Origin of the sequence: Streptomyces sp. WAC 01529 (assembly GCF_003945545.1) — a bacterium.
Classification (GTDB): Bacteria; Actinomycetota; Actinomycetes; order Streptomycetales; family Streptomycetaceae; genus Streptomyces; species Streptomyces anatolicus.
This window is the reverse complement of record NZ_CP029617.1, coordinates 2,175,436-2,202,254: the sequence shown is the minus strand read 5'-3', so window position 1 is coordinate 2,202,254 and position 26,819 is coordinate 2,175,436. Positions and strand designations below refer to the sequence as shown.

The 26,819-nt window shown below is 72.1% G+C and carries 23 protein-coding genes and 1 riboswitch; of the genes, 12 read left to right on the top strand and 11 right to left on the bottom strand.

The features are described from left to right. Nucleotides 1–417: 417 nt before the first annotated feature. The gene (locus DMA15_RS09970; RefSeq protein ID WP_125512420.1) at nucleotides 418–3,543 is read right to left on the bottom strand and encodes an alpha-N-acetylglucosaminidase; all 3,126 of its coding nucleotides are present in this window, start codon (nucleotides 3,541–3,543) and stop codon (nucleotides 418–420) included. 128 nt (nucleotides 3,544–3,671) lie between these two features. On the opposite strand from DMA15_RS09970, the gene DMA15_RS09965 reads away from it, so the two are divergent. Continuing rightward, the gene (locus DMA15_RS09965; RefSeq protein ID WP_240659729.1) at nucleotides 3,672–4,106 is read left to right on the top strand and encodes a hypothetical protein; all 435 of its coding nucleotides are present in this window, start codon (nucleotides 3,672–3,674) and stop codon (nucleotides 4,104–4,106) included. Nucleotides 4,107–4,136: 30 nt separating this feature from the next. On the opposite strand, the gene DMA15_RS09960 is transcribed toward DMA15_RS09965, so the two are convergent. From DMA15_RS09960 to DMA15_RS09950, 3 genes are read right to left on the bottom strand one after another with little or no spacing between them, the layout of a single operon-like run. Beyond that, the gene (locus tag DMA15_RS09960) at nucleotides 4,137–5,534 is read right to left on the bottom strand and encodes a DUF1996 domain-containing protein (RefSeq protein WP_125512419.1); all 1,398 of its coding nucleotides are present in this window, start codon (nucleotides 5,532–5,534) and stop codon (nucleotides 4,137–4,139) included. Between the two features lie 42 nt (nucleotides 5,535–5,576). Further along, the gene (locus tag DMA15_RS09955) at nucleotides 5,577–6,227 is read right to left on the bottom strand and encodes a response regulator transcription factor (protein WP_125512418.1); all 651 of its coding nucleotides are present in this window, start codon (nucleotides 6,225–6,227) and stop codon (nucleotides 5,577–5,579) included. Next, entirely contained in the window at nucleotides 6,212–7,492 is a 1,281-nt protein-coding gene (locus DMA15_RS09950; RefSeq protein WP_125512417.1) for a sensor domain-containing protein, read from the bottom strand. Before DMA15_RS09950 ends, DMA15_RS09955 begins: the two co-directional genes overlap by 16 nt. A 219-nt stretch (nucleotides 7,493–7,711) precedes the next feature. Here DMA15_RS09950 and DMA15_RS09945 point away from each other — a divergent pair, with 219 nt between their 5' ends. Then, entirely contained in the window at nucleotides 7,712–9,949 is a 2,238-nt protein-coding gene (locus tag DMA15_RS09945; RefSeq protein WP_206302702.1) for an MMPL family transporter, read from the top strand. Nucleotides 9,950–10,006: 57 nt separating this feature from the next. Here DMA15_RS09945 and DMA15_RS09940 read toward each other — a convergent pair whose 3' ends face one another. The 4 genes from DMA15_RS09940 to DMA15_RS09925 form a co-directional block, all read right to left on the bottom strand. Further along, entirely contained in the window at nucleotides 10,007–10,993 is a 987-nt protein-coding gene (locus DMA15_RS09940; RefSeq protein WP_125512416.1) for an NAD-dependent epimerase/dehydratase family protein, read from the bottom strand. A 70-nt stretch (nucleotides 10,994–11,063) separates the two neighbouring features. Next, nucleotides 11,064–11,624 (bottom strand): winged helix-turn-helix domain-containing protein, encoded by a 561-nt coding sequence (locus tag DMA15_RS09935; RefSeq protein ID WP_125512415.1) that lies wholly within the window; start codon nucleotides 11,622–11,624, stop codon nucleotides 11,064–11,066. Between the two features lie 318 nt (nucleotides 11,625–11,942). After that, entirely contained in the window at nucleotides 11,943–12,980 is a 1,038-nt protein-coding gene (gene glnII, locus DMA15_RS09930; protein WP_125512414.1) for a glutamine synthetase, read from the bottom strand. A gap of 147 nt (nucleotides 12,981–13,127) precedes the next feature. Next, on the bottom strand, nucleotides 13,128–13,598 hold the full coding sequence (locus tag DMA15_RS09925; protein ID WP_125512413.1) for a hypothetical protein: 471 nt from the start codon (nucleotides 13,596–13,598) through the stop codon (nucleotides 13,128–13,130). A gap of 226 nt (nucleotides 13,599–13,824) precedes the next feature. On the opposite strand from DMA15_RS09925, the gene DMA15_RS09920 reads away from it, so the two are divergent. Continuing rightward, on the top strand, nucleotides 13,825–14,736 hold the full coding sequence (locus tag DMA15_RS09920) for an alpha/beta fold hydrolase (protein WP_125512412.1): 912 nt from the start codon (nucleotides 13,825–13,827) through the stop codon (nucleotides 14,734–14,736). A 24-nt stretch (nucleotides 14,737–14,760) separates the two neighbouring features. Here the strand turns inward: DMA15_RS09920 and DMA15_RS09915 are convergent, their stop codons facing one another. Further along, nucleotides 14,761–15,129, bottom strand: a complete 369-nt coding sequence (locus DMA15_RS09915) for an arsenate reductase family protein (RefSeq protein WP_125512411.1) — start codon at nucleotides 15,127–15,129, stop codon at nucleotides 14,761–14,763. Nucleotides 15,130–15,296: 167 nt separating this feature from the next. Between DMA15_RS09915 and DMA15_RS09910 the strand changes: the two genes are divergently transcribed. Then, nucleotides 15,297–15,605, top strand: coding sequence for a hypothetical protein (locus DMA15_RS09910; protein WP_125512410.1), 309 nt, complete (start codon nucleotides 15,297–15,299; stop codon nucleotides 15,603–15,605). Between the two features lie 181 nt (nucleotides 15,606–15,786). Continuing rightward, entirely contained in the window at nucleotides 15,787–16,800 is a 1,014-nt protein-coding gene (locus DMA15_RS09905; protein WP_125512409.1) for an alpha/beta fold hydrolase, read from the top strand. 36 nt (nucleotides 16,801–16,836) lie between these two features. On the opposite strand, the gene DMA15_RS09900 is transcribed toward DMA15_RS09905, so the two are convergent. Beyond that, a complete protein-coding gene (locus DMA15_RS09900; RefSeq protein WP_125512408.1) occupies nucleotides 16,837–17,967 on the bottom strand; it encodes an HAD family hydrolase in 1,131 nt (376 codons plus the stop codon). Between the two features lie 872 nt (nucleotides 17,968–18,839). Here DMA15_RS09900 and DMA15_RS09895 point away from each other — a divergent pair. The 6 genes from DMA15_RS09895 (at nucleotide 18,840) to DMA15_RS09870 (ending at nucleotide 24,385) form a co-directional block, all read left to right on the top strand. After that, nucleotides 18,840–19,691, top strand: a complete 852-nt coding sequence (locus DMA15_RS09895; protein WP_125512407.1) for a helix-turn-helix domain-containing protein — start codon at nucleotides 18,840–18,842, stop codon at nucleotides 19,689–19,691. A 5-nt stretch (nucleotides 19,692–19,696) separates the two neighbouring features. Then, nucleotides 19,697–20,242, top strand: coding sequence for a VOC family protein (locus DMA15_RS09890; RefSeq protein ID WP_125512406.1), 546 nt, complete (start codon nucleotides 19,697–19,699; stop codon nucleotides 20,240–20,242). A gap of 7 nt (nucleotides 20,243–20,249) precedes the next feature. Next, nucleotides 20,250–20,435: riboswitch (cobalamin riboswitch) on the top strand. A gap of 63 nt (nucleotides 20,436–20,498) precedes the next feature. Continuing rightward, nucleotides 20,499–21,563: an ABC transporter substrate-binding protein gene (locus tag DMA15_RS09885; protein WP_125512405.1), complete on the top strand. Its 1,065-nt coding sequence runs from the start codon at nucleotides 20,499–20,501 to the stop codon at nucleotides 21,561–21,563. Between the two features lie 2 nt (nucleotides 21,564–21,565). Next, on the top strand, nucleotides 21,566–22,588 hold the full coding sequence (locus tag DMA15_RS09880) for an iron chelate uptake ABC transporter family permease subunit (protein ID WP_240660188.1): 1,023 nt from the start codon (nucleotides 21,566–21,568) through the stop codon (nucleotides 22,586–22,588). Nucleotides 22,589–22,659: 71 nt separating this feature from the next. Next, nucleotides 22,660–23,433 carry an ABC transporter ATP-binding protein gene (locus tag DMA15_RS09875; RefSeq protein WP_240660187.1) on the top strand — a complete coding sequence of 258 codons (774 nt, stop codon included), beginning with the start codon at nucleotides 22,660–22,662 and terminating at the stop codon, nucleotides 23,431–23,433. A gap of 121 nt (nucleotides 23,434–23,554) precedes the next feature. After that, a complete protein-coding gene (locus DMA15_RS09870) occupies nucleotides 23,555–24,385 on the top strand; it encodes a metallophosphoesterase (RefSeq protein WP_125512402.1) in 831 nt (276 codons plus the stop codon). A gap of 271 nt (nucleotides 24,386–24,656) precedes the next feature. On the opposite strand, the gene glnA is transcribed toward DMA15_RS09870, so the two are convergent. Next, a complete protein-coding gene (glnA, locus tag DMA15_RS09865; protein WP_125517532.1) occupies nucleotides 24,657–26,066 on the bottom strand; it encodes a type I glutamate--ammonia ligase in 1,410 nt (469 codons plus the stop codon). 203 nt (nucleotides 26,067–26,269) lie between these two features. Here glnA and DMA15_RS09860 point away from each other — a divergent pair, with 203 nt between their 5' ends. Then, nucleotides 26,270–26,737: an RDD family protein gene (locus DMA15_RS09860; protein WP_125512401.1), complete on the top strand. Its 468-nt coding sequence runs from the start codon at nucleotides 26,270–26,272 to the stop codon at nucleotides 26,735–26,737. Nucleotides 26,738–26,819: the final 82 nt, after the last annotated feature.

Here is a 26,819-nt window from a genome sequence, read left to right as displayed (position 1 = left end):
GCCTCGGGTGCTCTCCCCGCCGTTGCGGGCGTCCCTGTCCCGCCGCTTCGCGGCGGATGCTTCCCCACCCACCCACCCGTCTCGCGGCACCGGGCGATGTGCCGTAGGGGCGGGGGCGGGTGGGTGGGGAACTCCCTCGCGGGAACGCGGGCGGGGCGGGGGTACCGGCGGGGCGGGTGCGGGCCTTCCCTGCAACGCAGGGGAACGGGCACGCCCGGCAGGTCACCCCCACCGGCCCGCAGCCGCGCGCGCGCCGGAGGGGACGTGGGGGTATGTGCGAGCGCAGCACAGTGGCCCCCAGTAACCGAGCAACAACCAGCAGGCGCCCGCACCGAGATGGCGAGCACGCACATACCCCCGCGGCCCCGCCCCACCCACGAAGCCAAGGCGAGACCCCGCCCAAGGCACCCCCGCCAGTCACACCACCGCCCACCCCCCGAACTCCACCACCCCCCGCTCCCCGTCCCCACCGTTCGCCGCGCTCATGAACATGCCCGCGTCCTGCACCGCCCCCGCCCCCGGCGGCACCGCCACCGTCGCCACCGTCCGCCAAGTGGAGCCCCCGTCCAGGGAACAGGCGCCCACGAAGGAAGCCCCGGCACGGGTCAGCCGCAGCAGCACCGGCGCCCGGACGCCCGTAAGCCGCTGGTACGTGTCCAGCGTTCCGTCGCCGTTCGTGTCGTACGACAGCACCACCCCGTTCCCCGGAGTCACGGCAAGGTTCACGAAGCCGGGAGAGCCCGCCGTGGCCAGCGCGTCGCGGGCGATGAGGCCCGCCCGCGCCCAGGGCCCCGTCGCCGCCTGCGCGTCGACCCGTACCGTCACCGAGACCCCGTCACGCAGCGCCCCCGCCCGGTAGAGCGCGCCGAACTCCGCGGTGCCCTTCCACAGGTCCGCCCCGCCCCCATGGATCGCGTACCGCCCCTCCCACTCGCCGAAGACGGCCGCGTTGTTGGAGTATGTCCGCCAGCTGCCGCTCACCGGCCCCGCCTCGAACAGGGTCCCTTCGTGGACGTGCCGCACCCGCCGCTCGCCCGCCGGGCCGTACCGCACGGCGATCTCGTACGGCAGCGGACGCAGCGGCCGGTCCAGGGGGGTCACCGGGGCCCCCGCCCGCCACGTGACCTCGCCCGTGGCCCCGGGGCCCACCCTCGGCAGGGACACCGGGCCCGTCGGCTCCGCCTCGACGCCGGTCAACGCGAAGTCGACGCGGCCCGTCGCGCGCAGCCCGTTGACGTTGCGGAAAACGGCCGTCACGCGCGCGTGGCCGCCGGGCGGGAACGCGGGCGGCTCCGCGGTGACCTCCACGCTCCCCTGGTAGGGCGCCCGCGCGAGGACGCCGCGCACCCGCGAGACAGTGCGGTACGGATCGCCGGTAGGCCGCAGCGGATAGTCCTCGCGCTCCCGTGTCCAGGGCTCCTCCACCGCGAACCAGTCGACCGGCACCGGCTCGCGCCCCGCGGCCAGCGCGTCCGCCAGCTCGTCGAGCCACCGCTGCCAGCGGGGCACGTAGAAGTCGCTCATCAGCCCGTGCCACTCACGGTTGCCGTACTCGTGGAGCCTGCCGCCGTCGGCCGTGGCGCGCCCGCCCCACACGGTGATCAGCACCTTGGCGGTCCGCTCGAACTCGGCGCGCTCGGCGTCGGTCGTCCCCATGCGCCGGGCGGCCTCGATCCACGGCCCGAGCAGGAAGGCGGAATGCGTCCCCGTGACCTCGTCCGAGAGCCGCATCAGCCGCAGCCACAGCGCCGAAAGAGCGCGGAAGGCGTCCTGATCCTTGCGCCGGTAGGCGGCCCGCAGCTGCGGCAGGAGCTGGCGGCTGCGGTGCGCGAGGGCCTGGCGGGCCACGTCCACCAGGTCGTACCGGTAGGCGGCGCTGCCCCGCAGCGCGCCCGCCACCCCGAGCAGCCCGGTGAGCGCGGCGTCGAAGCGGGCGGGGTCGTAGGTGAGGGCGCGCGGCGCGTACTCGGCGGCGCGGTTCGCCGCGAGGTCGGGGCGGGCGGCGAACAGGGAGTCGTGGGGGTCGCTGCGCTCCACCGCGGTGTGCCGGTAGGCGGTGTCGCGCAGCGCCCGCCAGGCGTCCCGCGCGTCCCGGTCGCGCCCGCCGTACCGGAAATCGGCGTACGAGGAGAACCACGCGGCCCGGTCCAACGGGGCCTTGGTCCATGCCAGTTCGGAGAACAGCTCGAAGGCGGCCGGGTCCCGGTCGGTGGCCTCCGGCATGAAGGCGGTGCCGGCCAGCGCGCTGCCCGCCTTGTCACGCCAGGCGAAGAACTTCTCGTTCCACAGGTGGGTGCGGGCGCCGATCGTCGTGCGCCCGCCGAAGTTGGGGATGGTGCCGAACGCGTACGGGGTCCCGCCCCAGTCCTTCTCGCGGTCGGTGACGCCCGCGTACCGGTCCGAGACACCGTCGACGATCAGCATCCGCTCCTTGTCGACGGCGTCGAGCAGCGCGGGCAGCGGATTGGCCTCCCAGCCGAGGATCACCCAGGTCGCGCCGGGCCGTGCCGCGCGCAGGGCGGCCTCCACGCCCCGGGCGGCGGCGGGCACGGGCACGTCACCGGGGGTGCCGCCCTCGTGCAGCAGGTCCATCTTGAACAGGTCGGCGGGGCCGAGGAGCTGTTCCTGGTGGCGGTAGAAGGAGGCGGCGACCTCCGCGAAGGCCGTGGTGCGCGGGTCGAGCCAGTCGGGCCGCTGGAAGCCGTGCCAGATGCCCTGGGGGACGACCCGCGCGTCCCCGCCGTTGCGCTCGACGAAGCCGTCGGGGACGTGCCCGTAGTAGCCGGGCAGCACGGGCGCTATGCCGAGCGCGCGGAGCCGGTCGGTGATCCGCCGCCCCAACCGCGCCCGGTCGGCCATCAGTCGCCCGGTGAGCGGACCCCCGTACCCGGCGAGGTTCTGGAGCAGCCACCACGGCTGGTGCGAGGGGGCGGGCAGCCACGCCCTGGCCTCGGCGTCGGAGTAGCCGAACTCCCTCAGGACGCGGTGGTAGACGGCCTCGGCGCCCGCCACCACGAGGACTTCGTTGCAGCCGTGCAGGGCGAGTACGTCGATCATCCGCTCCCAGTACGCCCAGTCGGCGTAGGGCGCGGTGTACCCGTCGTTGGTGTCGTTCAGGGCGAACCGGTGGGGGAGCGTGGTGGACCGCTCCAGCGGCCGGGCCGGGGCGGGGAGCCTGCGCGGCAGCTCCAACTGGCGCCCGTTCCAGGTGATATGGGCGCCGCAGACGTACTTCAGGTACCAGTGGACGCCGGTGAGCAGCACGGCCGGCGTCGTGCCGGAGACCTCGATCCGCCCGGTGGTGCCGGTGACCCGGAAGCGGTCCTCGCGTCCGTCCTTCGCCGGACGGAGCCCGAGCCGGAACTGTTCCGCGTGACGCGGAAGGAGTCTGTTGAGTGCCGAGCGCGCGGAATCCGTATCGAAGGCCGGGGCCCTCGCGGGCCGGTCGGCGGCATGGGCCGAGAGCGGTACCCCGCCGGTGGCGGCGCCGAGGCCGAGGGCTCCGGCGGTGCCGAGCACGGAACGTCGGGACGGTTCGGACATGTGTACCCCCTGAGGTGAAGGCTGCGGCGCACGGTATCCGCGCGGCCGGCTCCCTCAAAGGTGCATACGAGACAGGCGAGTTCGGCTCGCCGGAAGCGGTTGGTGGGACGATGAAGGCAGCGCGGAGCGTGCGTGCGGGCAGGGGCAGGTTCAGCGGCAGGGGCGTGGGCCTGCTGCTCGCGATGGTGGGATGCGGCTCGGTGATCGTGGGGTGCGGCCCGGGGGGTGACGGCGCACCGGGCACGGCGAGCGGCAGCCTGGAGCAGCTGGCGGCCAGGGCGAAGTGCAGGGCCGACATCCAGACGGACGCGGCCGACCTGCGCCAGGCCACCTGTGAGAACGGTCCCCGGCGCTATGTGCTCGTCACCTTCGCGAACGCCCGTGGCCAGGCCGAATGGCTCGACGAGGCGGACGACTACGGCGGTACGTACCTCGTCGGCGGCAGCTGGGTCGCCGTCGGCGCCCGCGCCGACATCTCGGCGCTGCGCGAACGTCTTGGCGGGACCGTGGTGGACGCCGCGGGGAGGCACGGCGGGGACCACCACGGTCACCGCATGGGGTGAGGGGCCCAGCGGGGGGGCAGGGGGTTGGCGTCAGGTGCAGCGCTGCCCGGAGTTGACGCAGTCCGCGACGCGCCGCATCAGCCGCTCGTCGAAGACGTTGATGAAGTCGCCGTGGTCGGTGACGGGCTTGTGCAGCTGCTCGGGGAACGAGTCGACGGCGAAGCCGGGCCCCGGCGGCACGTCGTACACGACGCGCTGCACCAGCTGCGGGATGGCCTTGAAGCCCTGGGGGCAGGCGCCCGTCCGCTGGTCCGCGAAGGCGACATGGGTGCGGTGGTTGGCGCTGTCGGTGTTCCGGCCGTCCCAGCAGCTCTGGAAGTTGAACGTCCGGACGACCTTGCTGCCCTCGGGACAGATCGGATACTTGTCCTTCAGCTGCCGGTCCTCGAACCCGGTGCAGCTCCACGAGGCGTTGGCGTTGGCGTCGCCGTTCGTGAACGCCTTGGCGTCACCGGTGATGATGCGCAGGAACCGCGGCATCGCGACGACCTTGCTCCGCGGGTTTCCGACGAAGTTCAGCGTGACCGAGGACGGGGTCTGGATCTCGCCGACGTTCTGGTCCTTTCCGCCGCCGTCCGCCTGGGCGTCCGCCTCGTTCTCCCCGTTCTGGAGCCGCAGCACGGGCCAGTAGTACGTCGACTTGTCGCCCTGGTTCCGGCAGCTGGTCCGGCCGTTCGCGAGGTCGTCGTCACCGGAGAAGGCGTCCGTCGCCTGGTTACCCACGTAATCGTGCATGTGGTGGGCGCCGTTGCTCACGCCGGGCGCGACGATGACGTTGTCGGGGTTGAACTTGCCGTTCTCGTTCCGCCCGCACTTCGTGGTGAAGGTGCCGCGGGATGCGCCCCGCTGATTGCGGGGGCGGTTGACGTTCGGCTGTACGGACTCGATCTCGACGAAGTCATTGGCCGCGGGCCCATTGCCGCCCTGTCCGGGCCCCTGGCCCTGCTGGCCCTGCTCGCCTTGTTGCCCCTGCTGACCCTGCTGGTCGGGGGCGTCGACGGCGCGCAGGGTGCAGGGCGCCATGCTGTCGAGGCGCTCGGGCCGTTGCCCCGCCTGGTCCATGGCGTCCGCGATCTCGCCGAGCGTGCCCTGGCGCCGCTCCTCCAGCGGAGCGAGTACGGACTGCTTGTCCCGCGCCGCGCCGAGCTGGTCGTACGCCCGAGTGATCTGACTGTCGAGTTCCGCGAGCCGGTCGTCGACCTCGCCGCGCGCGCCCTGAGGAACGTCCGACAGGCGATTGGCCACATCAGGACAGCTGATGGTCGAGACAGGCAGGCCGGACGCCTGCGGAGGGGGCTGGTCGGCGCCCTCCCCGGCGTTCGCGTAGACGTTCACGGCGATCAGACCGCCGCCGCCCATGACTACAGCCGCTGACACGGCGACCAGGCGCCGCGCGAGCTTTGATCGTTTTCGTGATGTGCGTCCCATGGGGCTACATACGCATCAGCGGCCCGGCGTGTTCAGGCGCGTTCAGCGCCCCTGGTCCAGATAGGCCAGTACGGCGAGCACGCGCCGGTTGTCGTCGTCGGAGACCGGGAGATCGAGTTTGCCGAAGATGTTCGACGTGTGCTTGGCGATCGCCCGCTCGGTGACGACGAGCTGGGAGGCGATCGCCGCGTTCGACCGGCCCTGCGCCATGAGTTCGAGGACCTCGCGCTCGCGCGGGGTGAGCGCGCCGAGCGGCTGGTCGCTGGAGCGCCGGGAGAGGAGCTGCTGGATCACCTGCGGGTCCATCGCGGTGCCGCCCGCCGCGACCCTGCGTACCGCGTCGATGAACTGCTCGGCGTCGAAGACCCGGTCCTTCAGGAGATAGCCGACGCCCCCGGTCCCGTCGGCCAGGAGTTCACGCGCGTACAACTGCTCCACATGCTGCGAGAGGACGAGCACCGGCAGCCCCGGCCTCGCCCGGCGGGCGGCCAGCGCGCACTGGAGGCCCTCGTCCGTGTGGGACGGCGGAAGCCGGACGTCGACGACGGCGACGTCCGGCTCCAGCTCCGCGAGGGCCTTGGTGAGTTCGGGGCCGCTCTCCACGGCCGCCGCGATCTCGAAGTCGAATGCCTCCAGCATCCGCACCAGGCCGTCGCGCAGCAGGAAGAGGTCTTCGGCTAGGACAACGCGCAAGGGATCTCCATGGTCACCATGGTCGGACCGCCCGCGGGGCTGCTGACGGCCAGTACGCCGTCGAATGTACCGAGTCGGCGTTCGATCCCGCTCAGCCCGGAGCCCGCCCCCAGAGCGGCGCCGCCCTTGCCGTTGTCGGTGACCGCGATGCGCAGCATGCCGTCGCCGTGGTGCACGTCGACCCAGATCCGGTCGGCGCCCGCGTGCTTGATGGCGTTCGTCAGCGACTCGCTCACCGCGAAGTACGCCGCCGACTCCACCGGCGCCTCGACCCGGCCCGGCAGCTCCACGTCGACCTCCGTGGGGATCGGCAGCCGCAGCGCGAGGGCCTTCACCGCGTCCCCGAGGCCCCGCTCGGCGAGGACCGGCGGGTGGATGCCGCGCACCAGGTCACGCAGTTCGGTCAGCGCCTCCCCGGAGTCGTGCCGCGCCTTGGCGAGCAGCTGCTTGGCCCTGGCCGGATTCGTCTCGATGAGCGCCTCGATCGTGCCGAGGTCCATGCCCATGGCCACCAGACGGGCCTGCGCCCCGTCGTGCAGATCGCGCTCGATGCGGCGCAGCTCGGCGGCGGAGTTGTCCACGGCGTCGTGCCGGGTCTCGGTCAACCGGTCTACGCGCTGGGCCAGTTGGCGCTCCCGCATGGCGGCCGTGGGCGCCAGGAACGTACGGGCGAGGAGGAAGTGGGAGCGTACGAGAGAGGTGTTGACGAGCACGCCGAGCACGAAGAAGCCCACGCCGAGCGCCGCGGCCTGGTTGGCGGTGGACTGCGAGGTGACGTGGATCCAGGCGAACCACTCGCCGCCGCCCGCCTCGTGGATGGGCTTCCACACGCCGAGCGCGAGCACCCAGCCGTACACCATGTAGAGCAGCAGCGCCGGGGGGAAGATCGCGAGGGTGAAGCCCGCGGTCATGTTCACCAGGAGCCACTGGAGGTCGCGCCAGGTCGCCGGGTCCTTCAGCATCAGCGAGCAGCGCTCCACCTGCCCGGTGAGGCCGGTCCGCTTCCCGGCGGGGAAGGGGCGGTAGGGCACCGGGATCTGGACGCCGGACCACTCGGCGGCCCGCGCGCGGTGGGCGTCGGCGTACCTGCGTACGCCCATGAGGATGGCCGGGGTGGTGAGGAAGCCGACCCCGAGCAGGAGGAAAGCCATCGAGACGACCGAGAAGACGAAGAGGACGATCGACCCCACCAACGAGACGATCGCCAGATAGAGGCCCTGGGCCCCCGCGATCACTGCGTCCTTCAGCCTCGTCATGGCATCCATCCTTCTCGGTGTCTACGGCGTCACCCAGTCTCGCCCGTGGCGCGTGCCCAGGTCACGGGGCCCGCCCCCCGGGCCGGGGTGTACCTGGCGACACCCCCGGGCTTCGCCTTCCGCTTCCCGCGGAGGGGGCCTCGGCGGCTGGGGCGCGAAGGCGCCGCTTCCTAGCGTGAGGCACGTCTTATCCGACGCTTACTTGCGCAGAGTGATGGGGGAGGGGCCATGAGGCGAAACCTCGCGGCACGACTTGGGGTGTGGAGCGCACACCACCGCAGAACGGCCGTGCTCGGCTGGCTGGCCCTCGTGGTGCTCGCCACGGTTCTCGGCGGGGCCAGCGGCATGGTCACGGCGTCCGACGACGAGATGGGCGTCGGCGACTCGGGCCGGGCCGCCGGGATCCTCAAGGACGCCGGCATCGACGAGCCGGCGGGCGAACTCGTCATGGTCACCGCGCGGACGCCCGACGGCTGGCGCGAGGCGGCGGCCGACCTGTCGAAGGCGCTGACGGCGACCGGCGACGTGACCGGCCTCCAGGAGCCGCTGCGCTCCGAGGACGGCAAGGACGCGCTGCTCCGCTTCGAGATCAAGGGCCCCTCGGACGAGGCGGCCGACCGCGTCCAGCCGGTGCTCGACACCGTCGCCGAGGCGAAGGAAGCGGGCGCGGCGCGCGGCATCGCTATCCATCAGTTCGGCGAGGCCAGCTCCGAGAAACACCTGTCCGACCTGCTCGCCGACGACCTGAAGCGGGCCGAGTTCACCGCGGTGCCGCTCGCCCTCGGCATCCTCCTCGTCGCCTTCGGCGCGGTGGTCGCGGCGCTGCTGCCGGTCGGCCTCGCGCTCACGGCGTGCGTGGCGGCGTTCGGACTGCTCTCCCTCGCCAGTCACCAGCTGCATCTGTTCGAGACGACGTACTCCGTGATGTTCCTGATGGGCCTCGCGGTCGGCGTCGATTACTGCCTGTTCTATCTGCGCCGCGAGCGGGACGAGCGGGCGGCCGGACACGACGCGGACACCGCGCTGCGGATCGCCGCCGCCACCAGCGGGCGGGCCGTGCTGGTCTCGGGACTGACGGTGATGGTCGCGATGGCGGGCATGTTCCTGTCCGGGCTGCTGCTCTTCAAGGGCTTCGCCGTCGCCACGATCCTGGTGGTGTGCGTGGCGATGCTCGGCTCCGTCACGGTCCTTCCGGCACTGCTCGCCGGGCTCGGCGACCGGATCGACGCGGGCCGCGTCCCGTTCCTGAACCGCCGCGCCAAGAGGGGCACGCACGCCGGTGGCGGTACCGGTGCACGGACGAGGGGCGGCAGCGGCGCACCCACCAGCGGCGGCATCGCGGGCAGACTGCTGCGGCCCGTCCTCGCCCGCCCCAAGCTCTTCGCAGTCGGCGCGACGGTGCTGCTCCTCGCGCTGGCCGCGCCCGCCCTCGGCATGAAGACCGAACAGCTGGGCCTGGAGAAGCAGTTCGGCTCCGATGCCCCGCTCTCGATCGCGTACAAGACCATCACCGAGGAGTTCCCCGGCGGCCCCGCCCCGGCCCGCGTGGTCGTCGAGGCGGACGACATCGGCGCCCCGGCGGTGCGCGACGCCCTCGACGCCCTGACGAAGAAGGCGGGCGACGGCGCCGAACTCACCGTCCACGAGGCGGCGGACGTCGCCGAGATCGAGGTGCCGCTGCCGGGCGACGGCACCGACGCCGAGGCGAAGAAGGCGCTGGGCGAACTGCGCGACGACACGGTCCCCGCCGCCTTCGAGGGCGTCGCCGCGACGGCGTACGTGGGCGGCGATCTGGCCTCGTCGGAGGACTTCAGCGACCAGCTGGGCAGGGGCATCCTCCCCGTCTTCGCCTTCATCGCCGCGGTGACGTTCCTGCTGATGCTCCTCAGCTTCCGCTCGGTGGTGATCGCGGTGACGTCGATCGCCCTCAACCTGCTCTCCGTGGGCGCCGCGTACGGCGTCATGACCGCCGTCTTCCAGCACGGCTGGGGCGCGGAGCTGATCGGCTCGGAGCAGGTCGGCGCGATCGAGAACTGGATGCCGCTCTTCGTCCTCGTCGTCCTCTTCGGCCTGTCGATGGACTACCACGTGTTCGTGGTCTCCCGGATCAGCGAGTCCCGGGACCGGGGCATGGACAACCGCGCGGCGATCCGTGAGGGCGTCACCCGCACGGCGGGCGCGGTGACGGGCGCGGCCGTGATCATGGTGGCGGTCTTCGCGGTCTTCGGCACGCTGTCGATGCAGGACATGCAGCAGATGGGCGTGGGCCTCGGCGTGGCGGTCCTGCTCGACGCCACGGTGGTCCGCATGGTCCTGCTGCCGTCGGTGATGGCACTGCTGGGGGAGCGCAACTGGCGTACGCCGCGGTACCTGGCGTGGCTGCCGCGGGTCTCCCACGAGGAGGCGGGGCCCACCGCCCCGCCCCGGGCCGGACGGCACGACTCCCCGGTGGCGAGCGGGCGTTGACGCGGCCGTGACGAGGGCCCCCTGTGCCGAGTGACCGCACAGGGGGCCACGCGTCCGCTACAGGCCGAGCGCCTTCGCCTCCTTGTCGGGGGCGAGCCCGACCACGGGCCGGTCGGGCCGCTGCGGCGGGGTCCCTCCGATGGACTGGAGCCACTCCCAGGTGCCGCGCACCGTCTCGGCGACGGGCCTCGTCCTGAGCCCCGCGGCGATCGCCTTCTCGGAGGAGGTGCGGTGCATCGTGTCGTGCCCCTCCCCGGGAGCCGCCCACACCGGCAGCTCGACCCACTCCTGGATGCCCGCCTCCGCCACCGCTTCGGGCGCCGTCCAGCGCAAGCTCGCGTCACTGCCCACCACCTCGACGCACGCGTCGAGCAGCTCGCCCATCGTGAACCGGCCCATGGGGCTGACCAGGTTGTACGGCCCGTGCAGCTCGGCTGCGGCCGCGTCGAGGATCCACTCCGCGAGGTCCCGCGCGTCGACGTACTGGATCTCCAGATCGCGGGGGCCGGGGGCCAGCACCGGCCCGCCCCGCGCGATCCGGTTCAGCCACCACGGCAGCCGGCCGATGTTCTCGTAGGGGCCGAGGATCAGGCCCGCCCGCGCGAGGATCGTCCGCTCGGCGCCGAACGCGTCGACCGCCGCCAGCTCGCTGCCCCGCTTGTCCTCCGCGTACCCCTTCGCGTCGGCGTCGGGGTCGCCGTCCACCAGGGGGAACGTCTCATCGGACCCGGCGTCGGCCGGGTAGCGGTAGACGGAACCGGTCGACACATAGACATAACGTCCCGCCCGTCCGGCGAGGAGCCGCGCCGCGTCCCGTACGGCGTGCGGCGCGCCCGACCAGGTGTCGACCACCACGTCCCACTCGCCCTCGGCGAGCCCCGCGAGGCCACCTTCGGCCGTGCGGTCACCGTGGACGACACGGGCACCCTCGGGCGCCGCGTGCCGACCGCGGTGGAAGACGGTCACCTCCCAGCCGCGGGCCAGTGCGGCCTCGGTGACGGCACGGCCCACGAACTCGGTACCACCCAGCATCAGAAGTCTCATGGGGGAGACTCTGCCCTGGTGGCAGGGGGCAGGGAAACGTCTTCTGCTGCCAGCAGACAGCGACCGCCGCTCAGCGGGAGGCCGGCGGCGCGTACTTGTAGCCCACCCGCCGCACGGTCTGGATCGCCCTGCGGTGCTCGGCGCCGAGCTTGCGCCGCAGCCGCGCGACATGGACGTCCACGGTGCGGCCGTCGCCCACGTGGCCGTACCCCCACACGGTGGTCACCAACTGGTCCCGGGTGTGCACCCGGTGGGGGTGCGCGACGAGGTGCGCGAGGAGTTCGAACTCCAGATACGTGAGGTCCAGGGGCCGCCCGTCGACCTCGGCGGAGCGCCGCACGGGGTCGACGCTGACCGGTCCGGTGGCCGGCGGCCGCGGCTCGGCGGGCTCCTGCCCCGCGGCCGGTACGAGGACGAGGTAGCCGACCATCGGCGGCTGGCCCGGCAGGGTCGGCAGGGTGTGCTGGGGCGCGGGCAGCCAAGTGGCGCCCGGCGGCAGGAAGTCGGGGATGTGCACCACCTCGTCCGGGGCGACGGCCCGCAGGCGCCCCCGGGCGGCGGAGGCGGAGGCGGTCGTGGTGGCGGCGGCGGGGACGGCGGCAGTGGCAGTGAAAGTACGGGAGTTCGCCATGGGAGGTCAGCTCTTTCGCGCGAAGAGAGGAGTCGTCGAGAACGAGACGTACGTCGATACGGCGATACGTCGAAACGGCGTCACGCCGTGCGCGTCAGGCGAAGGCCGGGGTGAACGGCTTTAGAGGGCCCGCGCGTTCGTCGCGCGGCAACACACCCGGTCGAAGTCGTGATGCTGCCGGGAGGGCCAGAAAGGCTCGAGGTCGTCACGACCGGTCGAGGTGTTCTGGTGGCTGCCCATGGTCCCCATTGAATCAGATGACGACAACGGCGCCCACCGGTACCGGTGGGCGCCCTTGCCGAAGGTGTGCACGACGGGTCAGACCTGGCCGGCCTTCTCCAGGGCGGCGCAGCAGGTGTCGACGAGGAGGCGCGTCACCACGTACGGGTCGACGTTCGCGTTCGGGCGGCGGTCCTCGATGTAGCCCTTGCGGTCCACCTCGACCTGCCACGGGATGCGGACCGAGGCGCCGCGGTCGGAGACGCCGTAGCTGTACTCGTTCCACGGGGCGGTCTCGTGCAGGCCGGTGAGGCGGTCGTCGATGCCCGCGCCGTAGTTCTTGACGTGGTCCATCGGCTTGGAGCCCTCGCCCAGCGACTCGCAGGCGGTGATGATCGCGTCGTAACCCTCGCGCATCGCCTTGGTGGAGAAGTTGGTGTGCGCGCCCGCGCCGTTCCAGTCGCCCTTGACCGGCTTGGGGTCGAGGGTCGCGGAGACCTTGAAGTCCTCGGCGGTGCGGTAGAGCAGCCAGCGGGCCACCCACAGCTGGTCGGAGACCTCCAGCGGGGCGAGCGGGCCGACCTGGAACTCCCACTGGCCCGGCATGACCTCGGCGTTGATGCCGGAGATGCCGAGGCCCGCCTTGAGGCAGTTCTCCAGATGCGCCTCGACGACGTCACGGCCGAAGATCTCGTCCGAGCCGACGCCGCAGTAGTAGCCGCCCTGCGCGGCGGGGAAGCCGCCGACGGGGAAGCCGAGCGGGCGGTCGCCCTCGAAGAAGGTGTACTCCTGCTCGATGCCGAAGATCGGCTCCTGCGCGGCGAAGCGGGCCTCGACCTCGGCCAGTTCGGCGCGGGTGTTGGACTCGTGCGGCGTCATGTCCGTGTTGAGGACCTCGCACAGGACGAGTACGTCACCGGTGCTGCCGCCGCCGCGGATCGGGTCCGGGCAGGTGAAGACCGGCTTGAGTACGCGGTCGGAGGCGTGACCCTTGGCCTGGTTCGTGCTGGATCCGTCGAAGCCCCAGAGCGGCAGCTCGGCGCCCTTCGCGTCGTCCCCGAGGATCTTCGTCTTCGAACGGAGCTTCGCGGTCGGCGCGGTGCCGTCGATCCAGATGTACTCAGCCTTGAAGGTCACGGGGGCCTCATCCTTAAACGCTCGGTACGGCGCAGAACGTGCGGGTGCTGCGGTGCCGTGGTGATGAGCGGCAGCCTGGCAACCGGCGATTTCCCGACCGTTGCTCTTGTGTGAACCCCGTGTTACCTGCGTCAGGAGTGGCCCACCTCACTTGATGACCGCGTTCGCGGCGGCGATGACCAGGCCGATCGCCGCGTCCGCGCCGCCGATCAGGACCGCCGAGCGCCGCCGGTAGCCGACCCGCAGCGCGGCGAAGGTGCCCCAGCCGAAGAGGAGCGCGGCGTTCAGGAGCAGTCCGGCGCAGGTGACCGGCGGCTCGGGCCAGCCGAAGGCTCCGGCGAGCAGCAGCAGGGCCACCGTGGGCCAGCAGGCGACGACGACCGGCCACTCGTCGACGAGCGCAAGGCCCAGCTGGCGCCAGCGGTGGATGCCCGCGCCCGGTCGGTGGGTGGACATGTGGTGCGCGTAGCCGTGCGCGAGGCCGGCCGTGCCCGCGGTCACCATGATCCAGGCCGCGTCGTAGAGGGGCGTGTAGACGGCGCCCCCCGAGTGCAGCGCGGCCAACAGCGCGCTCGCGAGGACCGTTCCGTATACGCCTCCGAACAGCCAGCTCCGCACGGCGCTCCTCTCCCCGCCCCGGAACCCTCGTCCGGGCGGCAGCCCGTCGGGTGCCCTCGGCTGCGTACGGTTATGTAACGGTTTGCCGGAGTTCTCCCATCGGTCGAGGGGCGAGGTCTCCTGCCCGGCGCCCCGGGCGGGTGCGCCGGTAGGGTGCGTGGCGTTGACCGCCGGCCGTTGACCGTTGGCCGTCGGCCGGGCGCAGAGGCGGAGGAGAGCTGATCCCATGGCTGACACGGACGCGTTCCGGACGGCGTACGACGCGCTCCTCGCCAAGTGGCCCGAGGGCACCACGACCCGGACCGTCCCCACGCCCTTCGGGAACACGCACGTCACCGTCCACGGCCCGGGTGCCAGCCCCGGCTCCGGCTCCGGCGACGGTGGCCCGGACGGTGGCGACGACGGCGACGGCGTTCCGCTCGTGCTGCTGCCCGGCGGCGGTGCGACGGGGGTCAGCTGGTTCGCGAACGCTGCCGAACTCTCCCGTACGCGCCGGGTGTTCGCCGTCGACCTGATCGGGGAGCCCGGGCGCAGCGTCCGTGCGGAGCGGCGGCCGATCAGGACCGTGGCCGACCTGACGGCCTGGCTCGACGCCCTGCTCGACGGCCTGGGGCTACCGGCGGCCGACCTCGCGGGACACTCGTACGGGGCCTGGATCGCCCTCCACTACGCGCTGCGCGCCCCCGATCGCGTACGGTGCCTGGTGCTCCTCGACCCCACCCAGTGTTTCGCGGGCTTCCGCCCCGGCTATCTGCTGCGCGCCCTGCCGACGCTGCTGCGCCCCTCGGGCAAGGTCACGCGCGCCTTCCTCGCCTGGGAGACCCGCGGCGCCCCGCTCGACGCCGACTGGCTCGCCCTCCAGGAGCGCGCGGCCGCCTTCCCCACCGCCAGGCCGGTCACGGGCCCGCGCCCCGCCCCGGCCTCCCTGCGCGAGCTGCGCCGTCCCGTGCTGCTCCTCCTCGCGGCCCGCAGCCGCGCCCACGACATCCGCAAGGTCGCCGCCCGGGCCCGCGCCCTCCTCCCCGACGTGACGGTGGCGACGCTGCCGGACGTCTCGCACCACGCGCTCCCGCATGCGCGGCCCGCGGAGCTGGACCGGGCGGTGACGGAGTTCCTGGCGTCGCGACCGCCGTCGTAGTCGGCCGCGACGCCGGCGGCGGCGTCAGCGGGAGAGCGCGTCCCGCACCGCCTCCTCGGTCCTCGCCACCACCGCCGTGCCGTCGTCGGCCGTGATGATGGGCCGCTGGATCAGCTTCGGGTGCTCGGCGAGGGCCCTGACCCAGCGGTCGCGCCCCGACGCGTCGCGCGGCCAGGCCTCGCGGTCCTTGAGGCCGAGGTCCTTGGCGGCCTGCTCCTGTGTCCTGGTGATGTCCCACGGTTCGAGGCCGAGACGGTCGAGCACGGCACGGATCTCGTCCTCGCTCGGTACGTCTTCGAGGTAGCGGCGCACGGTGTAGTCGGCGCCCTCCGCGTCGAGCAGCGCGAGGGCGCCGCGGCACTTCGAACAGGCGGGGTTGATCCAGATCTCCATGCCCACACGCTACCTCCGAAACACCCGCCCCAGGCCGTGCGGCGCGGGTCTGTTCGAACAGCCCAAAGCCCTTCTGGCCAGCGGCGATTGTCAGTGGTGGACGGTAGAATCACAGTAGTGTTCGAGGGCGCCCGACGGGGGGTCCCGACCGCGACAGGAGGATGCCCGTGCCCGCTGCCGCACTGACGAGGAAGCCCGTTTCCCAGCGAGTCCCGAAGCCCGTACTGATCGATCTGCCGTATGTGCCACTGGCGAAGAAGGCGCTGCCCGCCGGCCGCCCGCGCGAGTGGTACGTCAACCACAACCGCCGCCTCAAGGCCATGCGCCTGGCCATCGCCCTGCTCGACTCGGGGGTGTACCTGCCGAACCAGGCGAAGAACAGCACGATACGGAGCATGGCGGAGGAGGTCGGGATCCACCCGCCCTCCGACATCACCTGCCACATGGTGCGCGCGCTGATGCGCTACAGCCGCTGAGCGGAGGAAGTGCCGGGCCCGAGAGGGGAGTTCGCCTCCGCTCTCGGGCCCGGCGTCTTTCCGTCCCGGCCCGCGCGTCAACTCCGACGTGGACCCGTGTGAACCCATGCGCACTCATAGGAACCGCGTGAACCTGCGCGAAACCGTGCGGACGCATGTGCGATGAGACATGCTGTGCCTCATGACCCAGCCGGACCCCGTCGGCCTGACCCGGCCGACCCAGCCGGAAACCGTCGGCACGGACCAGCGGGCCCAGCCGGACCCCGCCGCCGAACTGCCGCTCCTGGCGAGTGTCGAACTCCCGGACGGCGCCCGCGTTCCGGTGCGTGCCCTGCGCGCCCCCGCGCCGGAACGCTTCCTTCCGTCCGGCTCCGGCCCCGCGCCGGGCCCGCCCCCGGCGCCCGCGGTCCTCATCCTCCCCGCGATGGGCACCCCCGCCCGCTTCTACCGCCGCTTCGCGCGCCAGTTGCACGGCGAGGGCCTGACGGTCCTCACCGCCGACCTGCGCGGCCAGGGCGAGGCGACCCCGCGCGGCGGCGCCCGCGCCCGCGGGGCAGGCGACCACGGCTACCGCACGATCGTCGAGGAGGACCTCCCCGCCGTCCTCGCGGCCGTCCGCGCGGAGCTGGGCCCCGAGCCACCGCTGCACCTCCTCGGCCACAGCCTGGGCGGCCAACTCGCCCTGGTCCACGCCGCCTTGGGCGCAGCGTCAGGCCTCGGTCCCGGCGTCGACGGCGTGGTGCTCGTCGCCTCGGGGTCCGTCTGGTTCCGCGCGTACGGCCCGCTGCGCGGCCCCGCCCTGCTCCTCGGCGAGCTGCTGATCGGCGCGACCTCGACCGTGCTCGGCCGCTGGCCCGGCACCCGGCTCGGCTTCGGCGGCGACCAGCCCAAGGGCGTCATGCGGGACTGGGCGCGGCAGGGACGTACGGGCCGCTACACCGCCAAGGGATCGATCCTCGACTACGAAACGGCCCTCGCCGCACTGGAGTTGCCGGTGCTCGCGGTCACCGTGGAGCGCGACACCTTCGCCCCCGCCGCCGCCCTCGACCACCTGCTCGGCAAGGTCCCACGCGCCCGCCTCACCCGGCGCCACTACACCGAGCGGGAGGCGGGCGGCCGCCTCGACCACTTCGCGTGGACGAGGGCGGGCGGCGCGCTCGCCAAGCAGGTGGCGGCCTGGACGTCCACCGTCTGATCGGTCCGGTCAGCCGACCGGCCGACCGGTCGACGGTCAGCCGATCTGGTCCGGCGTCACCGTGAGCCACCGCTTGTCGGCGGTGACCTTCTGGCCCAGCTCGCGCTGGCGCTCGGCGTTCTTCTTCTTCATCCCGTCGAGCTGCTTCATGTACGAGTCCTTGCGGTTGACCCAGACCCGTACGCCACCGTGCTCCACGTCCGCGGAGTGGAAGAGCATCGGGCCGTCGCTGACCGGCGTGTCACCGGCCGCGAGGATCGGCTTCCGCCACTCGTCGATGTACGTGTTGATCGCCGCGGGCTTGCCCTCGTACCAGGTCAGCGGCGCCCACAGCTTGGGCGTCAGCTCGTGCCCGGCGAGCTTCGCGCGGTCCTTCTCGCCGAAGCGGCCCTCGGCGATCTCCTTGCGGGAGCTGGTCACCTCGCCGGTCTTGCGGTCCTTGAGGAGCATGGAGACGCCGATGACGTTCTGCGGCTTCACGCCGTAGCCGTACTTCGGGTCGGCGAGGACCATGCGGACCAGGTCCTCGCTGGCCGCGCTGACGACGTACACCTCGATGCCGTGCGAGCGCAGCGTCTTGTAGAGCTGCCGCATGCCGCGCGACAGCTCCGGCGGCTTCACCTCGGTCTTCGTCACCTTCCCGGCCTCGTAGTACTCGGCCGGGATCGGCTTCTTGTAGGCGAGGAGGTCATCGACGTACCCCTTCAGCTCCTTCAGCGTGAAGCCGGAGAAGATCTGCGCGGCCCAGGGGTAACAGACCTGGTCGTCCACCTCGCAGAGCCGGTTGTAGTAGCTGTAGAGGCTCTCCTTGTGCCCGGCCTTGTCCTTGAAGGGGATGACCTTCAGGGACGGGTCCATGGTCTTGCGGGTCAGGACGCCCCTCATCTCCAGGAAGGGCAGCAGCGACTCCTCCAGGTCGTTGCGGTACGAGGTGTTGTCCGCGTCGAAGACGGCGTACGCGCCCTTGTGGTCGTTGGCGGCGATCACCTTGCCGAGCTTCTTCGCGACCGGCTCGGGCCAGTGCGACAGTTCGCGGGCGGTGGCGGCCGAGGTGTCCGCCGCCGTCGCCTCGCTCGTCGGCCACAGCGCGCCACCCGCGAGCAGCGCCGCCGCGAGGGCTCCCGTGGCGCCGATGAGGGCCGGCTTCTTCAATGCTCGTACTGCCATGTCTTCCTTGTCCCACCGTTCCTGAGAGCGATGCGCGCCCCCATCCGGAGCGGCGCGCCATGCTATGGGCAGACCCCCCGGTTTCCCATGATCGAAGTCACCGGGGGTGGGGGGCGTGGGGTGGGGGGAGGGTGGGTAGCGGAGGGGGCTCCGTCCTGCGCGCGGGGGCCGGGTGCTGGCCCCGCGTCTTGGGGTTGGGATTGAGCCGGGGTGCCGGCTGCGGGGCGTCCTCGACTTCGGTGATCACACGTGCCGGACCGCGTCCTGGGGCTGGATGCGGGGGTGCCGGTCCCGCGTCTCGAAGCCGGGTCCGGGCGCGGGCGCGGGGTGCCGGGCGCGGGGCGCCCCCGGCTCCGGTGATCACGGGGTGCGGGTCTGCGTGCTTGGGTTCGGGTGGTCGTGGGGTGCGGGTCTGCGTGCTTGGGTTCGGGTGGTCGTGGGGTGCGGGTCTGCGTGCTTGGGTTCGGGTGGTCGTGGGGCGCCGGTCCGCGTGCTTGGGTTCGGGTGGTCGTGGGGCGCCGGTCCGCGTGCCTGGGTTCGGGGTCGTCGCGGGGCGCCGGTCCGCGTGCTGGGGTTCGGGTAGTCGCGGGGCGCCGGTCCGTGTCCCTCGCCCCGGGGGATGGTCGCGGGGTGCCGGTCCGTGCCCCTGGCTCCGGGGGAGATCGCGGGGTGCGGGTCCGGCGTCCTGGGCGCGCGACTGATCGCGGGGTGCCGGGCGGGTGGGAAAGGTTCTTGCCGAGGCCCGGCCCACCCCGCTGGAGAAGCCCCTTGCCGAGGCCCGGCCCACCCCGCCGGGAAAGCCGAGGCCCGGCCCCCGCCGGGAAAGCCCCGCCGAGCCGCAGCCCGAAGCCCCGGAACCCATACTGGAAGACATGGAGTTCGTCAGGGCCGCCCCCCGACTGGACGGCATGGTCATCTCCGCGACCGGCTACCGCACCGCGGACCCACGCCCAGCCCTGCACAGAGGCCTGCCCTCCCCGTACCTGACACTGATCTTCTCCCTGGACGGCCCCATCACCACCGGCGCCACCCCCGCCCAGGCGACCGGCGCCGACGCGATCCGCACCGACATCGTCGTGGGCGGTCTGCACCAGAGCCCCGCGTACGTCGTACAGGCCGAGCACGAGGCCGGCATCCAGCTCGCCGTGCACCCACTGGCCGCCCGCCCGCTCCTCGGCCTGCCCGCGGGCGCGCTGACCGGACAGCTCGTCATCGCCGGCACGGACGTACTCGGCGCCCCCGCCGCCGAGATCCGCGAACGCCTGTGCGAGCTGAACCGCTGGGAGGACCGCTTCGCCCTCCTGACCGGCTACCTGAGACAGCGCGCCGCGGACGCCCGCGCCGCCGGATCCGTACGCCCTGAGGTCACCGAGGCCTGGGCCTGGCTGGCCCGGCACCGAGGCGCGGGCACCCTCGGCGGCCTGTCCCGGCACGTGGTGCTCAGCGAGCGCCGCCTGACCGCCCTCTTCCGCGCCGAGACCGGCCTGAGCCCCAAACAGGCAGCCCGCCTCATGCGCTTCCAGCACGCCAAGGCCGCCGTGGTGCGGGCCGTGGCGGCGGGCGGCCCGCCGGACCTGGCGCGGGTCGCCGCCGACACGGGCTACTACGACCACTCCCACCTCGTACGGGACTTCCACCAGTACACGGAGGCGAGCCCCACCCGCTGGCTGGCGGAAGAGTGCCGGAATATCCAAGCCGGGGCGCACGGCGGAGGCGAAGAGTAGAAGCCATGAACACCACACCGGACACCACAGCGAAGCAGCACTCCTCCTCACCCGAACCCGACACCACAGCGAAACAGCACCGCACCTCACCCGAACCCGACACCACAGCGAAGCCGCACCTCGACACCACCACCCCCTCCCCCCAGCGGGACCCCGCCGTCTGGCCGACCCTCCAGGCCCAGGACGCCCCCGCCCTGATCGACTTCCTCGTCGACACCGTCGGCTTCCGGCGGACGGCCGTCTACGAGGACGGCGCCCGCGTCGCCCACGCCCAGCTGGACTGGCCCGAGGGCGGCGGCATCATGCTCGGCTCGTACGACCCGGACGCCCCCGGAGAGGCATGCGGGAAGCCCGGCACCTCCGGCGCCTATGTCGTCACCGACGAGGTGGACGCCCTGTACGCCCGCCTCACCGAGGCCGGCGTGAAGATCGTCGGTGAGATCGAGGACAAGCCGTACGGCAGCCGCGAGTTCGGCATCGCGGACCCCGAGGGAAACCGCTGGTTCTTCGGCACCTACCGGGGCGAGCCCAGGCCCGGACCGACGCCGTGAGAGCGCGTGATAACTTGCGCAAGCCAGTCAAACCCGTACCTGGGCCAGGGAATCCGGTGGAAATCCGGAACTGACGCGCAGCGGTGAGGGGGACGGGCGGGGCCACGGCCACTGGGCGTCTCACGACGCCCGGGAAGGCGTCCCGTCCGGTCGATCCCGAGTCCGAAGACCTGCTGGCGCCTCCGCCCGCACACCGCGGCGGAGGTCGTGACGCAGACCAGGCTCCGCGTATGAGCCGTGAGACTCAAGGGATCGCGTGTCCTCGAAAGACCGTAGAACCGCCCTGCGCTGTGCCGGACTGCTGGCGGCCGCCACGCTCGCGCTAACCGCGTGCGGCGACGGCTCCGCACAGAAGTCCGCCGACGGGCCCGGGGGCAAGAGCGCCGACGGCTACCCCGTCACGGTCGCCTCCTGCGGCAAGGAGGCGAAGGTCGGCGCCCCGCCCCAACGCGCCGTCTCGCTCGACCAGGGCTCCACCGAGATCCTGCTCTCCCTCGGCCTCGCCGACCGCATGGCCGGCACCGGCACCTGGACCGACCCGGTCCTGAAGAACCTGGAGAAGCAGAACGCGAAGGTGGAGCGGCTCGCCGACCGCTACCCCTCCCTGGAGAAGGTCCTCGCCAAGGAGCCGGACTTCGTCAGCGCCTCCTTCCTCTACACCGTGGGCAAGGGCGGCGTCGCTGACCGTACGAAGTTCACCGAACTCGGCGTGCCCGTCTACGTCTCGCCCACCGACTGCGCGGGCAAGGACAACGACGGCGGCGGCGACGGCAAGCGCGTCAAGACCCTCACCATGGACACCGTCTACGGCGAAGTGCGGGACCTGGCGAAGGTGTTCGACGTCGAGGAGCGCGGTGAGAAGCTGATCGCGCGGCTGAAGAGCCGCGTGACGAAGGCCACGAAGGACATCAAGGCCGCCGATGCCTCCGGCACGAGCGTGTTGTACTGGTTCGCCAACTCCGACGCCCCCTACATGGCGGGCTGCTGCGGCGCCCCCGGCATCATCACCCGCGAACTGGGCGTGAAGAACGTCTTCGACGACACCCGCGAGGAGTGGCCCCAGATCAACTGGGAGACCGTCGCCGACCGCGACCCCGACGTCCTCGTCATCGGCGACCTCACCCGCAAGTCGCAGTCCGCGGAGAGCGCGGCGGCGAAGATCAAGTTCCTGGAGTCCAACCCGGCGACCAGGAACCTGACCGCCGTGAAGAAGAAGCGGTACGTCCTGCTCAGCGGCCAGGCCATGAACCCCACGATCCGCACGGTCGACGGCATCGAACAAGTGGCCGCCGGGTTGCGGAAGTTCGGACTGGCGAAGTGAGGCTGGCCGCCCCTGCCCGGCAAGGGCTGCTGTGGCTGGCGGCGTGCGCCGCGCTCGCACTCTCCGTGGCGGTCGCCGTCACCATCGGCCCCGCCGACATCTCGGTGCCCGACGTCTGGTCGGCGCTCGCCGCGCACCTCGGCTGGGGCGAGCCACGGCTCACCCCCCTCAGGGACGGCATCGTCTGGAACCTGCGGATGCCCCGCACCCTGCTCGCCGCGGTCTGCGGCGCGGGCCTCGCGGTCTGCGGCGCGGTCATGCAGTCCCTGCTGCGCAACCCCCTCGCCGACCCCTTCGTGCTCGGGGTGTCGTCCGGGGCGTCCACGGGAGCCGTCGCGGTCGTCGTCCTGGGCGTCGGCGGGGGAGCGGTGTCGATCTCGGCGGGCGCGTTCGTCGGCGCGCTCTTCTCCTTCGCGCTGGTCCTGCTCCTGAGCCACTCGCTGGGCGACACGGTGGACCGGGTGGTCCTGTCCGGCGTGGCCGCGATGCAGCTCTTCTCCGCGCTGACGTCCTTCGTGATCCTCACGGCGGGCGACGCGGAGACCACCCGCGGCGTGCTGTTCTGGCTGCTCGGCTCGCTCAGCGGGGCGGGCTGGACCGACGTATGGCTGTGCGCGGCGGTCCTCGCCGTGACGCTGGCCGTCTGCCTCGGCCACGCCCGCACGCTCGACGCCTTCGCCTTCGGCCAGGAGGCGGCGGCGACGCTGGGCGTACGGGTGGCACGCACCCGGCTCGTCCTGCTCTGCGTGACGGCGCTGCTGACGGCGGCCCTGGTCAGCTCGGCGGGCGCCATCGGCTTCGTGGGCCTGGTCCTGCCGCACGCGGCCCGCGCGTTCGCCGGCTCCGGCCACGCCCGGCTGCTGCCGGTCACGGCGCTGGCCGGGGCGGTCTTCCTGGTCTGGGTGGACACGCTGGCCCGTACGGCACTCGACCCGCAGGAGGTCCCGGTGGGCGTGGTGACCTCGCTCATCGGCGTACCGGCGTTCGTACTGGTGCTGTACCGGACACGAAGGGCGACGACGTGAGGCAAAAGACGACGCACGAGCCCACGCGTCCCCGACAGACGGCGCCCGAGCCCCCCACCTCCGAGAACGGCCTGCGCGCCGACCGGGTCACCCGCGAGGCCGGTGGCCGCCTGATCGTGGACGGCGTGAGCCTCGCCCCGCCGCCCGGCGCCACCGTGGGCCTCCTCGGCCCGAACGGCTCCGGCAAGTCCACGCTCCTGCGCATCCTCGCGGGTGTCCTCGCGCCCGCCTCCGGGGTGGTCACACTGGACGGCCACCCCCTCCCCGAGACGCCGCGCCGCACTGTGGCACGCCGTATCGCGGTGGTCGAGCAACACGCGTCCACCCAGGTGGAGTTGACCGTACGAGATGTCGTACGCCTGGGCCGCATCCCGCACCGCCGCGCGTGGTCGGCCCCCACGTCCCACGACGAGCGGGCGGTACGGGAGGCGTTGGAGCGCACCGGTCTCACCGAACGGGCCGCCCAGTCCTGGCACACGCTCTCCGGCGGCGAACGCCAACGCGTCCAGATCGCCCGCGCCCTGGCGCAGGAACCCCGCGAACTCCTCCTGGACGAGCCCACCAACCACCTGGACATCCAGCACCAGCTGGACCTGCTCACCCTGATCGCCGAACTCCCCGTCACCAGCGTGGTAGCACTGCACGACCTCAATCTGGCGGCGATGTTCTGCGACCACCTGCTGATCCTGAAGGAGGGCACGGCATACGCGGCGGGCGCACCGGCGGAGGTGATCACGGAGGAGCTGATCGCGGAGGTATACGGAGTACGGGCGCGGGTCACCCCCGGCGAGCCGACCCCCGACGGCCGCCCGCCGACCCCGTCGGTGCGCTTCCTGCGGAGCTGACGGGGCGAGGAGCAGGCCAGAGGGAACGCACTGGCTCTTCACGCGTACGCCTGCGGGTCCCTAGGTTCACGGAAGATCCACTGGACAGCCGCAAGGAACCGCTGAAAGGGAGCCCGCGAAGATGCCGACCCCGACCCCGACGCCGAACCTGATCCCGACGACGGCGCAAGCCACCCCCGCCCCCGCCGTGATCGCCCACGTGAGCGACATCCACATAGTCGCGCGCGACGAGGACGACGGCCGCAGCATCGCCCGCACCCGCGCGGTCATGGAGTACCTGAACGACCTCCCGTACGACCTGGACGCCATCATCGTCACGGGCGACATCGCGGACCACGGGACTCCCGCGGAGTACGAGGAGGCCCGCAAACTCCTCGTCTCCCGCCACCCCCTGCTGACCTGCCCCGGCAACCACGACGAGCGCGGCGCGTTCCGGGAGCACCTGCTGGGCGAGGCCCCGACAACGTCCCCGATCAACCAGTCGTACTCAACTGACCGCTTCACACTCGCCCTCTGCGACACCTCGGTCCCCGGCAAGCACCACGGCACACTGACGGACGAGACGCTGACGTGGCTGTCGGACACCCTGGCGGCGGCCCCGCCCACACGCCCCGCGCTGATCGCCTTCCACCACCCGCCGGTCGACCTGCACACGCCGTACGTCGACGAGATCCGCCAGTTCGACGAGTCCCGCCTCGCCGAACTGACCACCCGCCACCCGAACATCACGGCATTCCTGGCAGGCCACGCCCACACCCCCGCGGCCACCACCTTCGCCGACCGCCCCCTCCTGGTGGCCCCGGGCGTGACCTCCACGCTCCGCCTCCCCTGGGAACACCAGACCCACCCCACCCACCACATCCACCAGGACCTCCCCCCGGCCCTCGCCTTCCACGTCCTGAACCCAGCAGGCCGCCTGACGACGCACTACCGCCCGATACCACTCCCCTAATCCCCTGTTGCCCCCCGTCCCGACACAAAGGGCGCCATCTCGCTGCTCAACTCGGTCACCAAGACCCATGGCCTCACCACACCGCCACGGTCCTCGGGGGCTTTATGGTCGGCGACCCACGAGATCATCGCGGTCCGCAAGGGCGGCGCGGCCAGACGGACATCCCCGGCGCCCCGTAGGGGACCACCGGCTCCACGAACACACGCGAGGGCTGCCTTCCTGTTCCTGGAAGACAGCCCTCGTGATGCGTACGGGACCAAGCCCGCGCTTCTTAGATGTCGAAGTACAGCTCGAACTCGTGCGGGTGCGGCCGCAGCTGGATCGGGGCGATCTCGTTCGTCCGCTTGTAGTCGATCCACGTCTCGATCAGGTCCGACGTGAAGACGCCGCCCGCCTGCAGGTACTCGTTGTCCGCCTCCAGGGCGTCGAGGACCGCGGGGAGGGAGGTCGGGACCTGGGGGACGCCCGCGTGCTCCTCGGGGGCCAGCTCGTAGAGGTCCTTGTCGATCGGCTCGGCCGGCTCGATCTTGTTCTTGACGCCGTCGAGGCCCGCGAGGAGCAGCGCCGAGAAGGCCAGGTACGGGTTGGAGGACGGGTCCGGCGCGCGGAACTCGACGCGCTTGGCCTTCGGGTTCGAGCCCGTGATCGGGATACGCATCGCCGCGGAGCGGTTGCGCTGCGAGTAGACCAGGTTGACCGGGGCCTCGAAGCCGGGGACCAGGCGGTGGTAGGAGTTCACCGTCGGGTTGGTGAACGCCAGCAGCGACGGCGCGTGCTTGAGGATGCCGCCGATGTAGTAGCGCGCGGTGTCCGACAGGCCCGCGTAACCCTGCTCGTCGTAGAAGAGCGGGTTGCCGCCCGACCACAGCGACTGGTGGACGTGCATGCCCGAGCCGTTGTCGCCGAAGATCGGCTTGGGCATGAAGGTCGCGGTCTTGCCGTTGCGCCAGGCGACGTTCTTCACGATGTACTTGAAGAGCATCAGGTCGTCGGCCGCGGCCAGCAGCGTGTTGAACTTGTAGTTGATCTCGGCCTGGCCCGCCGTGCCCACCTCGTGGTGCTGGCGCTCGACCTGGAGGCCGTTCTTGTCCAGCTCCAGGGAGATCTCGGCGCGCAGGTCGGCGAAGTGGTCGACCGGCGGGGCGGGGAAGTAACCGCCCTTGTAGCGGACCTTGTAGCCGCGGTTGTTCTCGACCGCACCGGTGTTCCAGGCGCCCGCCTCGGAGTCGATGTGGTAGAAGCTCTCGTTCGCCGACGTCTGGAAGCGGACGTTGTCGAAGACGTAGAACTCCGCCTCGGGGCCGAAGTAGGCCGTGTCCGCGATGCCGGTGGAGGCCAGGTACGCCTCCGCCTTCTTCGCGACGTTGCGCGGGTCACGGCTGTACTGCTCGCCCGTGATCGGGTCGTGGATGAAGAAGTTGATGTTGATGGTCTTGTCGCGGCGGAACGGGTCGACCCGGGCGGTCGACAGGTCCGCGCGCAGCGCCATGTCGGACTCGTGGATGGCCTGGAAGCCGCGGATCGACGAACCGTCGAAGGCCAGCTCCTCGTCCGGGTCGAACGCCGCGGCCGGGATCGTGAAGTGCTGCATCACACCCGGCAGGTCACAGAAGCGGACATCGACGAACTTGACGTCCTCGTCCGCGATGTACTTCTTTGCGTCGTCGGCGTTCTGGAACAACATCCAACTCCTCCTACTCCCGCCCGGGGCGGGACGGGGTTGCAGCTCGTGGTGCGGCCAGTGCGGTGGCACACGCTGGGACCCGACCATAGGGACGGGGGATTTCTCAAGCATGACCCATTTGTTTCGCCCAAGTTAACCGGCCCGGCGGCTCGGGACGGGGTGCCGTCCCCGTAAGGGACCGGGCGCAGTACCGTGGACGGGTGGACAACAGGCAAGTAATCGGATCGTGGCTGTCCGGCCCGCGCGCGGCCGCGGAGGACGCCGGTGTCGACTTCGGGTACCGGGGCGAGCAGCTCGGTCTGCCCGAGGAGGGGCCGGGGTCGATCGCACGCCCGGGCCGCCGCATCGGCGCCATCGCCGTCGACTGGGGCCTGTGCATGCTGATCGCATACGGCCTGTTCGCCCGCGGTGACCAGCAGGCGATGGGCAACTGGGCCCTCGGCATCTTCTTCGTCATGAGCGTGCTCACCGTCGGCACGGTCGGCTGCACGCCGGGCAAGGCCCTCTTCAGGCTGCGCGTCGTCGCCGAGGGCGGCGGTCGGCTCGGCATCGGCCGGGTCCTCACCCGTACCGTCCTGCTCTGCGTCGCCATCCCGGCCCTGATCTGGGACCGCGACGGCCGCGGCCTCCACGAGCGCCTCGCCCGCGCCGTGCAGATCCGGATCTAGCCGACGGGCGCCCACGGCCCCTGCGCATACGCATACGACGGTGAAGGCCCCGGAACCGACTCGGTTCCGGGGCCTTCACCGT